The sequence below is a fragment of the Lysobacter sp. OAE881 genome, assembly GCF_040546665.1.
GTDB classification, from domain to species: Bacteria; Pseudomonadota; Gammaproteobacteria; order Xanthomonadales; family Xanthomonadaceae; genus Lysobacter_J; species Lysobacter_J soli.
The window spans coordinates 4,058,858-4,068,314 of sequence record NZ_JBEPOG010000001.1; the positions used below are offsets into that span (position 1 = coordinate 4,058,858).

11 protein-coding genes are annotated in these 9,457 nt (G+C 67.4%); 7 read left to right on the forward strand and 4 right to left on the reverse strand.

Going from position 1 to position 9,457, the window contains the following annotated elements; genetic code table 11:
* Positions 1–31 precede the first annotated feature (31 nt).
* From ABIE51_RS18655 to ABIE51_RS18670, 4 genes are all read left to right on the forward strand, one after another.
* A complete protein-coding gene (locus ABIE51_RS18655; RefSeq protein WP_115841965.1) occupies positions 32–370 on the forward strand; it encodes an RcnB family protein in 339 nt (112 codons plus the stop codon).
* Between the two features lie 165 nt (positions 371–535).
* A complete protein-coding gene (locus ABIE51_RS18660) occupies positions 536–745 on the forward strand; it encodes a hypothetical protein (RefSeq protein ID WP_115841966.1) in 210 nt (69 codons plus the stop codon).
* Positions 746–754: 9 nt separating this feature from the next.
* Entirely contained in the window at positions 755–931 is a 177-nt protein-coding gene (locus tag ABIE51_RS18665) for a hypothetical protein (RefSeq protein ID WP_157031286.1), read from the forward strand.
* Between the two features lie 136 nt (positions 932–1,067).
* Positions 1,068–1,670 carry a hypothetical protein gene (locus ABIE51_RS18670; protein WP_115841967.1) on the forward strand — a complete coding sequence of 201 codons (603 nt, stop codon included), beginning with the start codon at positions 1,068–1,070 and terminating at the stop codon, positions 1,668–1,670.
* 163 nt (positions 1,671–1,833) lie between these two features.
* Here the strand turns inward: ABIE51_RS18670 and ABIE51_RS18675 are convergent, their stop codons facing one another.
* Entirely contained in the window at positions 1,834–2,820 is a 987-nt protein-coding gene (locus ABIE51_RS18675; RefSeq protein WP_192632709.1) for an NAD-dependent epimerase/dehydratase family protein, read from the reverse strand.
* A gap of 167 nt (positions 2,821–2,987) precedes the next feature.
* Here ABIE51_RS18675 and ABIE51_RS18680 point away from each other — a divergent pair, with 167 nt between their 5' ends.
* Positions 2,988–3,470 carry a Cif family virulence factor gene (locus ABIE51_RS18680; RefSeq protein ID WP_192632708.1) on the forward strand — a complete coding sequence of 161 codons (483 nt, stop codon included), beginning with the start codon at positions 2,988–2,990 and terminating at the stop codon, positions 3,468–3,470.
* A gap of 397 nt (positions 3,471–3,867) precedes the next feature.
* On the opposite strand, the gene ABIE51_RS18685 is transcribed toward ABIE51_RS18680, so the two are convergent.
* Positions 3,868–4,272: an SRPBCC family protein gene (locus ABIE51_RS18685; RefSeq protein ID WP_192632707.1), complete on the reverse strand. Its 405-nt coding sequence runs from the start codon at positions 4,270–4,272 to the stop codon at positions 3,868–3,870.
* Positions 4,273–4,563: 291 nt separating this feature from the next.
* On the opposite strand from ABIE51_RS18685, the gene ABIE51_RS18690 reads away from it, so the two are divergent.
* On the forward strand, positions 4,564–5,094 hold the full coding sequence (locus ABIE51_RS18690; RefSeq protein WP_157031290.1) for a DUF6630 family protein: 531 nt from the start codon (positions 4,564–4,566) through the stop codon (positions 5,092–5,094).
* A gap of 3 nt (positions 5,095–5,097) precedes the next feature.
* On the opposite strand, the gene ABIE51_RS18695 is transcribed toward ABIE51_RS18690, so the two are convergent.
* Positions 5,098–6,249 (reverse strand): PAS domain-containing sensor histidine kinase, encoded by a 1,152-nt coding sequence (locus ABIE51_RS18695; protein WP_192632706.1) that lies wholly within the window; start codon positions 6,247–6,249, stop codon positions 5,098–5,100.
* Between the two features lie 164 nt (positions 6,250–6,413).
* On the opposite strand from ABIE51_RS18695, the gene ABIE51_RS18700 reads away from it, so the two are divergent.
* Positions 6,414–7,622: a serine hydrolase domain-containing protein gene (locus ABIE51_RS18700; RefSeq protein WP_354504706.1), complete on the forward strand. Its 1,209-nt coding sequence runs from the start codon at positions 6,414–6,416 to the stop codon at positions 7,620–7,622.
* A gap of 237 nt (positions 7,623–7,859) precedes the next feature.
* On the opposite strand, the gene ABIE51_RS18705 is transcribed toward ABIE51_RS18700, so the two are convergent.
* Positions 7,860–9,074, reverse strand: coding sequence for an MFS transporter (locus ABIE51_RS18705; protein ID WP_192632705.1), 1,215 nt, complete (start codon positions 9,072–9,074; stop codon positions 7,860–7,862).
* Positions 9,075–9,457: the final 383 nt, after the last annotated feature.

Below are 9,457 nucleotides of genomic sequence, written 5' to 3' on the forward strand. Positions count from 1 at the left end.
CACCGCAACTCGCATGCACACAGGGGATTTCATGAAGCGCCTGCTTTCGACTCTCGCGATCGGCTTCCTGCTGCTTTCGCCGGTCGCCGCCTCGGCCCATGACAAGCATCACGACCGTGATCGTCACGACCACTACGACGATCACGACGACCACCACGACCGGGGTCGCGGCCACAAGAAGGGCCACAACAAGCACGATTACCGCCGCGGCGTGGTCTATGTCGAACGTCGCGTCTACGTCGACGATTACCGCCACTACGACCTGCGCGAGCCGCCCCGCGGCCATCGCTGGGTGCGTAGCGACGACGGCCGCTACGTGCTGATCGCCGTGGCCACCGGCATCATCGCCGACGTGCTGCTGCATCACTGAACGCGGCCGGCGTTCCAGCTGCGTCGACCGAAAGGCCCCGGAATTCCGGGGCCTTTTCGCATTCAGGCTGAACGCGCTTGCGGTAACGCCTGCGTTACATCGCGATTCCAGACCGCTAACAGCGCGCTCTCTAGGTTGGTGTTCCCTCGACGAAGCGGAGACACCATGGGCACCAACAAGCACGCGCGGGATCGGGTCAAGAGTGACCACACCACGCCGCCGTCCGGTGGCAATCGCGACACCGATCGCGACCACGCCATGCGCGCCGGCCACGACGGTCCGACACAGCGCAAGCACGCGGTGCACAAGGAGCCGTCGACCCGCGACGAAGGCCGCGACGACCACCGTTCCGGTAGCGACAAGCGCCACCACTAGGAGGACGCGATGCGACCGGACAAGCAGAAGGGCCAGGCGCAACAGAAATCAGGCGCCAAGGACCAGAAGAAGGACCTGGAGGACCGCAAGCAGCCGAAGGCGGCCTCCAGGAGCGAGGAACCCTCGGACGAGAACGCGCTGGCGAAGGTGCGTTACCGCGAGCAGGACGGACCCACGATCCACTGACGTCCCGCGATCCGAAGGCCGCGCAACATACGCGGCCTTCACTTTTCCGTGCACACACTGAACCGCGCCGCCCGGACTGGGCGGCGCGTTGCCGTCGCGCGCCGCGCGATGCGCACCCACCCGCACGGAGGACGCAGTGAAGACTTCCCCGCTCCCGCTCCGCCCCGTTTCCCTCGCCATCGTCCTGGCCCTGGCCACCACGACCGCGTACGCCGCCAAGCCCTCGCCACCCGATCCCAACCGCAGCGAGTCCGCGGCCGTCGTCGTGACGGTCGAAGGCAAGGTCGTCGACATCAACACCCCCAACCGGCTGATCACCGTGGAAGGGCCGGACGGCAACAAGGTGGAAGTGCACGCCGACGAGACCGTCCGCAACTTCGAGCAGATCCACAAGGGCGACACCGTGTCGCTGGATTACATGCGCGCGGTGACCGTGGACATCCAGCCGGCCGGCAGCGCCGAGCCCGGCGCGTACATCGCGAAGGACGAGCAGGTCGGCAAGCTCGGCGAGAAGCCGAAGGTCGGCGCGGCCGAAGTCGTCACCGTGCTGGCGCCGATCCGCGCGATCGACACGAAGAACAACACCATCACCGTCGAAGGCCCGCGCGGCAACGTCGTGACGCTGGACGTGCGCAAGCCCGAATACCAGGCGCGCCTGCCGAAGCTCAAGGTCGGCGACATGCTGCGCGTGGCGTTCACGGAAGCCGCGGCGGTGCAGGTGCGGCCGAAGGGGCAGTAGTAGTGCCGTCATCCCGGCGAAAGCCGGGACCCAGGCCGGGAACCCGGAAGCGAAGGCAACTCAAAACACCGTGTGCGCACGTACTGCATGACCGGGATCCAGACCTGCGGGCCTGGGTCCCGGCCTTCGCCGGGATGACGGGGTCCGGGGCGCGGTCGGCGACCTACGACACCACCGGATACGGCCCGTCCTCGAACACGACGTCGTGGTACCCCTTGCTGCCAACCGCCTCGGCCAGCGGGCTCCGGAAATCCTCGCCACTGCGCAGCGCGTCGAGCACACGCGCGAAGTCGTACTTCGGCTGCCAGCCCAGCTGCTCACGCGCCCGCGCGTTGTCGTACACGCGGTCGATCTGCGGAAACATCCGCCAGCCACGCGAGGCGTACAGCGCCGGCGCTTCGGGGAAATGCCGCGCCAGCACCGTCGCCGGATCGCGACGGAGTTCGGGCAGGTCCTCGCGCGTGAAGGGCGTCGTCGACGAAATGATGTAGCGGCCGAAGCCAATCGCCTTCGCGCGCTCGACCGCCAGAAGATGCGCGTCCACCGCGTCGGCGATGTCGACGCGACGGTAGAGCAGCTCGTTCGCCTGCGCGTTGGCGGTGGAAAACCCGTTGCGCACGTCGATGCTGTCGTCGGGCTCGGGGAAGAAGCGCGAGGTGCGCAGCACCAGCACCGGCAGGCGGCGCTTGCGGTGGAACAGCTCGCACAGCTGCTCGGCCGACAGTTTGGTCACGCCGTAGATGTTCTTCGGGATCGGCGCGACGTCCTCGTTGATCCACGCCGCCGGCTCGCCCATCGCCGGCGTCAGCGCGGCGCCGAAGGTGCTGGTCGTGCTGGTGAAGACGAACGACTCGACGTTCGCGGCCAGCGCTTCCTCAAGCAATACGAGCGTGCCGCTGATGTTGGTGTCGATGAAGTCCTGGTGCGGATGCGTCGCCACGTGCGGCTTGTGCAGCGTGGCGGCGTGGATCACCGCGCGAATGCCCTTCATGCGTCGGCGCACGAAGTCGCGATCGGTGATGGAGCCGACGTGGTCGGTGAATGCCGAAGGCTTGATGTCGATGCCGACCGCGTCGCGGCCAGTGGCGCGCAGCTGCCGCATCAGTCCTTCGCCCAGATGGCCGGCGCTGCCGGTCACGAGAAGGGTCATGGGTGGGGCTCCGATGACGTGTGGGGCACTCGATTATGCGGGGAATTTGTGGCCGCACCGCGGCAGGCCCGCGACGGAATGGCCCCATGGAATGCCTCGATAGTGGCTCTCGAACAGGGCCGCTTGCGGGCCTACCGTCCGTCTGCCCCCACGTCGAGGACACGACGATGACGATCCGCCCGCTCCTGCTCCGCTGCCTTCCGGCCGTTGCCTGCCTGCTGTTCCTGTCCGCTGCCGCCCCTGCGTTCGCCGGCGATCGCGGCGGCGAACACCGCGCCCGCGGCTGCGCGCGCCAGTTCGAACTGGCCCAGCGCATGGACATGGAATCCTTCCGCGACTACGACGCCGAGACCTTCCGTGCCGTCCACGACGAACGCGCGATCACCATCTTCGCCAGCGGCGCCAGGCGCGTGGGCATCGACGCGATCATGACCGCGCTGGCCAGCCACTTCGCCAACCGCGAGGCGCAGTGGACCTGGACCGAGGTCTACCGCGTGGTCGACGGCTGCAACGCCGCGTTCATCCTGTACGAGACGGTGTACGAGATCCCCCGGATCGGCTTCCGCCAGCACGCCTACACCGGCGTGACCTACAGCCACGACGGCCACCGCTGGCTGGCGGTCGCGGACCAGGGGACGCCGTTGCCGTAAGGCGGTTGAAGGCTTCGCGTTCTCGCGTTCTCGCGTTCTCGCGTTCTCACCTCACGCCCCCCGGTTTGAGCCCCTCTCCCCTCGGGAGAGGGGTTGGGGTGAGGGGTAACGGAGCGTCTAGGGTGACCAACCTCAGGCGCACAGCGCTGCTGGTTCTGCGCTTTGCTCTCTGATCACCGCAGCAACGTCCATGTATTCCCGCCTTCGCGGAATGACGAGCCAGGGCGAAGACGCTGGATTCCCGCGTTCGCGGGAATGACGAGTCGCAAGTCCTGCGGACGTCGGAAAACGTCCATGGATTCCCGCCTACGCGGGAATGACGAGCAAGAGCGAAGGCGCTGAAATCCTTCGAGACAGTCACGAGCAGGGCAATCGCACGATAAGCGCGCACCGATGCTCACCCCCCGCCCGCCCCCTCCAACGTCCGCTTCATCACCGACAACCCCTCCGCGATCATCCCGTCCACTGTCGAAGCTGCCTCATCCGGCAGCAGGTCGGCGATCCAGCGGATCCGCGTTCGCGCGCCGTCGAGGTCGAACGCCTGCACCGACGCGTTGTAGTGCTCGAAGGTCCCTCCGACCGCGGCCCACGCGACGCGATGACGCGTCTGGTCGATATCGAGGATCGGCTCGCGCACCACGGTGCCGTTGCCGAACGTCACCACGCGCACGCGGCCTTCCATGCGGCAGTCGGTAACGAAGCCGGGCACCAGGCGGGTGTGGATGTTGCCGACGTCGCGCAACGCGTCCCATGCATCGCGCAGCTGAACGTCCACGTCGATTTCGCGCTGGATCGAAGCCATGGGCGCACTCCGCGCGGGGCGATGCGGGCAGCGTGGGCCCGCCTCCGCGTCATCGCCACGCCCGCATCCAACCTCCCGACGGAAGGCGCGATTCGGATTCCTCCTATGGAGCGCGCATCGCCACGCGGCGACGCTGGCCTCGGCCGCTGCGAGTCGGTCGGACGCCCACTTCCCCCCGGGCGTCCACTCCTTTCAGGGCTGCCGGTGTTCTTCGGCAGCCTTCTTTTTTGCCTGCACGCGCCACCGCCGCATCGCGCCGTATCCTGTGCGCCCCGCCCGCAGTACCGCGCCATGCATTCCGAATACGACCCCGACGACAACTTCGCCCGTTCGTTCCACGACGACGCCGACCTCGACGAGGACGCCGCGCAGGAAGCGGTCGCCTGGCAGTTCCTGTTGCTGGTCAATCCCGACGACGAGGACGCGGCGATGGAACAGTTCGCCCGCTGCCGCGAAGCGCTCGCCGACGGCGAGGATCCCGTGCAGGCGCTGCGCGATGCCATCGACTGGCGCGCCGGCTTCCATGTCGAGGAATCCGATCCCGCCGGGCTGATCGAAGTGCTCGATGAGCTCGCCGCTCGCTTCGGCCTGCGCATCGACTGGGGCGACGACGTGGACGATGACGACTTCCTCGCGGAGGCCGAAGTGCCGGCGCTGGTCAACGTCGCCTTCGACCGCCTGCGCGAGCACCACTACACGCTGTGGACGTACGAAACCGGCGAGCACGCGCAGGCCGGATTCATCACGCGCCAACGCGACGACGAGGCCCTGCGCATGGTAGCCGGCGCGCTCGGTTTCCACGTGCGCACCGGCGCGCTGTAACGGTCAGCGCAGCGGGAAGCGCACCACGAACTGGCTGCCTTTCCCCGGCCCTTCGCTGCGTGCCTGCACGGTGCCGCCGTGCAGCTCGATGATCTTCTTCACCAGCGCCAGGCCGAGCCCCAGCCCGAGCTTCGAGCTGTCCAGCCGCGGCAGCGTGAACATCTCGAACAGGCGTTCCAGCCGGTTTGGCGCGATGCCGATGCCTTCGTCGGTCACACGCACGATCGCCTCCGGGCCTTCCAATGTGCCGGTCACCCAGATCTGTCCCGGCACGGGCGTGTAACGCAGTGCGTTGGCGATCAGGTTCACGAATACCTGCTGCATGCGCATCGGGTCGACCTCCACGACGATCTCGTGCTCCGGCAGCAGCACCTCGACGTGCCGGCCTTCCTGCTCCATCTGGCGCTTGGCGATGGACACCGAGTGGTCGAGCATCTCGCGAAGGTTGCAGGTGGCCTTGTCGAGCTTGAAGCCGTCCGCGCCGACCTTGCTGTGCTGCATCAGGTCCTCGATCAGGCGCGCGGCGAGCGTCACGTTGCGTTCGATCAGGTCCAACGGTTCCCCAGTCGCGGGCACCTGGTCGCCGATCTTCCGCTTCAGCATGCCCGCGGCGAGGCTGATGCCTGAGAGCGGATTGCGCAGTTCATGTGCGAGCAGCGCGATGGCCGCGCTCTTCTTGTCGCTGGACTCGGTCGCCGCGCGGCAACGTTTGCGGCTGCTTTCCAGCTGCATCTTCACTTCGGTCAGGTCGCGGAACAGCTTGAGGAAGGCGCAGCACGCCTTTTCCTCGATGAATGGCCCGAGATACACCATCGTGCCCGACGCCCAGAAACGCGAGCCGTCGAGTCGGGCCATCCAGCGATCGTCCGATGCCGTGCCGCGCGACCGCGCTTCCAGCATTTCGTGCTCGGGGATGCCGGCGGCGATGTCGCGCGGGATGAAGATCGAGGAGATATCGCGGCCGACCAGTCCGCCGGGCTCGGCACCGAGGATGACCTCGGCACCTGAATTGGTCCACGTGATGCGGCCGTGTGCGCCGACCAGCAGCGCGGCGTGTTCGGGCGATCGCACGGCGAACGCCCAGAGCATGTCCTTGATGACGGTATCGTCGACTCCGTTTCCCTCTGGCGACGTGGAGCGCGTTCCGTCGTTCATCGCAGGCCCCTGCATCGTTCGTCACGAGTGTGCGCCCGGATAACGAGCTTGTCCGTGAAGGGCCTCATGCGGCTTTCGCGGCGGCAGGCAAGCGTTTCATCGCTGCAACATGCGGTCCCTGCCGCTACGCTTGGGACTGCCCTCCTGCGAGCGAGCCCATGCGAATGATCCGATCGTTGGTCCTGGTGATGTGCGTGGCCGCGTGCACGACGTCGGCAAGTGCGTCGCCCCCGATCGCGAGCGTGCGCGTGGCGTTCGATCGCAACGGCACGACGGACACGCAGCTGCACGGGTTCGCCGACGTCGAGGCGAAGCGCGCGATCACCGCCGACGATCCGGTGCGCATCGCGTCGATTTCCAAACTCGTCACCACCATCGGCGCGATGCGCCTGGTCGAGGAAGGCAAGCTCGACCTCGATGCCGACCTGTCGCCGCTGCTCGGCTGGCGACTGCGCCACCCGGCGTTCCCCGATACGCCGATCACGCTGCGACTGCTGCTTTCGCACCGTGCCGGTCTAACCGATGCGGCCGGTTACTGGAAGGTTCCCATCGACGGCGCGCTCCGCGACATCACCGACGATCCCAAGGCGTGGGATGCCACGCACGCACCGGGTACGTTCTTCCGCTATGCGAACGTCAACTTCCCGCTCGTCGCTTCCGCGATGGAGAAGGCCACCGGTGAACGCTTCGACATTCTGATGCAGCGGCTCGTTCTGGCGCCGCTGAAGATCGACGCCTGCTTCAACTGGGAAAGCTGCAGCCGCGACACCGCGGCGCGCGCGGTGGTGCAGTACGACGCCGCGGGTGCGCCGGTGTACGACGACCTCCACGGGCGCAAGCCCGGGTGCGCCGTGATCCGCGCGACGGACGGCGGCTGCGATCTGTCGCAATGGACGCCCGGCCGCAACGGCGCGATGTTCTCGCCGCAAGGCGGCCTGCGCATTTCCGCCAATGGTCTGGCGCGCATAGGCCGCATGCTGCTGCGCGAAGGCGAACTCGACGGCGTTCGCGTGTTGTCGCCCGCGTCGGTGCGGACGATGTTCGAACCGCAGTGGACGTACACGGCGGACAACGGCCTCACCGTGGAAGAGGATTCCAGCGGCCAGTCGCGAAAAGGTTTCTTCTGCCGCTACGGTCTTGCCGTGCAGACGCTGGCGACGAAACGCGAGGGTTGCCGCGACGATCCCTTCGGCGATGGCGTCGAACGCAGCGGCCACGCCGGCGCGGCGTACGGCCTGCTGTCGGGCGTCTGGATCGATCGCGCGTCGGGCACGGGCGTCGTGTACTTCGCGACGGGCATGGAAGACGCACCGCCGGGTGCGCATTCGGCGTTCACCGCGGTGGAGGAGACGCTCGCGCGCGGCGCACGCTGACCGCGCTCGCTCGTTTTGCCGTCATTCCCGCGAACGCGGAAATCCACTCGCTTCTTGCTGTCATTCCCGCGAAGGCGGGAATCCACTCGGTTTTTGCTGTCATTCCCGCGAAGGCGGGAATCCATCTGTCCGACGACGCTCCGGCCTCCGGAAGTGGTGAGGCTCGCGAGCATGGATCCCCGCATTCGCGGGGATGACAGCTGAGAACGGCTGTGGTGCTACGGGTAACGCGAAGCTTCAGGCCGCGTCTTCCAGCGCCGCCGCCTCGCTACGACGCAGATCCGCCCGCGCCCACGCATAGATCAGCAAGCCGCACACCGCGGTGGCCGCGCCGACCACGCCGGTGGACGTCCAGCCGTAGCCGGCGGTGATCGCCATGCCGCCCAGCCAGGGGCCGAGCGCGTTGGCGAAGTTGAATGCCGAATGGTTCGACGCGGCGGCCAGCGTCTGCGCCTCGCGCGCGACGTCCATCAGGTGCGCCTGCAACACCGTCGCCAGCGCGCCCATCGTGCCAACCGCGAGCACCGCCGGCAGCACGGTCCACGGCGACTTCGCCGCGAACGGGAAGACCAGCAGCACGACGATCGACCACACCAGCAGCATCGGTACGGCGCGGAACTGGTAGCGGTCGAACATCCATCCGCCGCCGAGCGTGCCGAGGATGCCGCCAATGCCGAACGCGACCAGGCCGAACGGAACGAAGCTCTCGCGGACACCGGTGACGTGCACCAGCGTCGGCGTCAGGTAGCTGAAGACGCAGAACATGCCGGCAAAGCCGATCGCGCCGATGCCCAGCGCCAGCCACACCGGCTTGCGGTTGAAGTCGCGCAGCTCGCGCAGCGCATCCGGGCGCGGCGCATTCATGCCGCGCGGCAGCACACGCATCGTCATGAACACCGTCGCCATCGCGAGCAGCGTCACCAGGCCGAACGCCCATCGCCAGCCGAACGTCTGCCCCATCCACGTCGCGAGCGGATTGCCGACCAGCAGCGAGATCGCCAGGCCCAGCATCACGCGGCCGACCGCGGCACCGCGCTGTTCCGGCGGCGTGATGCGCGCGGCGACCAGCGCGGCGATGCCGAAGTACGCGCCGTGCGGCAGGCCCGCGATGAAGCGCGCGCCCATCAGCGTGAAATAGCCCGGCGCAAGCGCGCTGGCGAGGTTGCCCAGCGCGTAGAAGCCCATCAGGCACAGCAGCAGGCTGCGGCGCGAGAGACGGTTGCCGAGGATCGCGAGCGTCGGCGCGCCCACCACCACGCCCAGCGCGTAGGCGCTGATGACATGGCCGACCTGCGGCTCGTTGACGCCGAAACTGCGTGCGATCTCGCTGATCAGCCCCATCACGACGAACTCGCTGGTGCCAATGGCGAAACCGCCCATCGCGAGGGCGAACAGGATCAGGGCTACCTGGCGCGGGCTCAGCACCGGCGCGGTGGGGGATTCGGGGGACATGGGGCCATTATGTTGCATTGCAGCAGGTGGCGCGACCTGTGAAAGGTGAACGAGCTGGAGCGCAGAGCGTTCTAGCGGGCCAAGAAGCGCACCCGGGCCTATGAGAGCCGTCATTCCCGCGAAGGCGGGAATCCATCTGACCGTCCATCATTCCGCTTCCGGAGGGGATGACGCGCGCAAGCATGAATTCCCGCCTCGCGGGAATGACAGCAGAAAACAACACCGTGAACGCCCCAACGAGCAGGCTTCTTGCCCAGCGCTAGAGGGGATACAGAAGTCTCGAGTTCCTTTTTCGTCATTCCCGCGAAGGCGGGAATCCATCCGACCGTCCATCATTCCGGCTTCCGGAGGCGGTGGCGCGCGCAAGCATGGATTCCCGCCTT

Bases quoted from the DNA above. Each gene is read 5' to 3' on its own strand.
- ABIE51_RS18655 (WP_115841965.1), top strand. From the start codon at position 32: ATGAAGCGCCTGCTTTCGACTCTCGCGATCGGCTTCCTGCTGCTTTCG.
- ABIE51_RS18660 (WP_115841966.1), top strand. From the start codon at position 536: ATGGGCACCAACAAGCACGCGCGGGATCGGGTCAAGAGTGACCACACC.
- ABIE51_RS18665 (WP_157031286.1), top strand. From the start codon at position 755: ATGCGACCGGACAAGCAGAAGGGCCAGGCGCAACAGAAATCAGGCGCC.
- ABIE51_RS18675 (WP_192632709.1), bottom strand. From the start codon at position 2,820: ATGACCCTTCTCGTGACCGGCAGCGCCGGCCATCTGGGCGAAGGACTG.
- ABIE51_RS18680 (WP_192632708.1), top strand. From the start codon at position 2,988: ATGACGATCCGCCCGCTCCTGCTCCGCTGCCTTCCGGCCGTTGCCTGC.
- ABIE51_RS18685 (WP_192632707.1), bottom strand. From the start codon at position 4,272: ATGGCTTCGATCCAGCGCGAAATCGACGTGGACGTTCAGCTGCGCGAT.
- ABIE51_RS18690 (WP_157031290.1), top strand. From the start codon at position 4,564: ATGCATTCCGAATACGACCCCGACGACAACTTCGCCCGTTCGTTCCAC.
- ABIE51_RS18695 (WP_192632706.1), bottom strand. From the start codon at position 6,249: ATGAACGACGGAACGCGCTCCACGTCGCCAGAGGGAAACGGAGTCGAC.
- ABIE51_RS18700 (WP_354504706.1), top strand. From the start codon at position 6,414: ATGATCCGATCGTTGGTCCTGGTGATGTGCGTGGCCGCGTGCACGACG.
- ABIE51_RS18705 (WP_192632705.1), bottom strand. From the start codon at position 9,074: ATGTCCCCCGAATCCCCCACCGCGCCGGTGCTGAGCCCGCGCCAGGTA.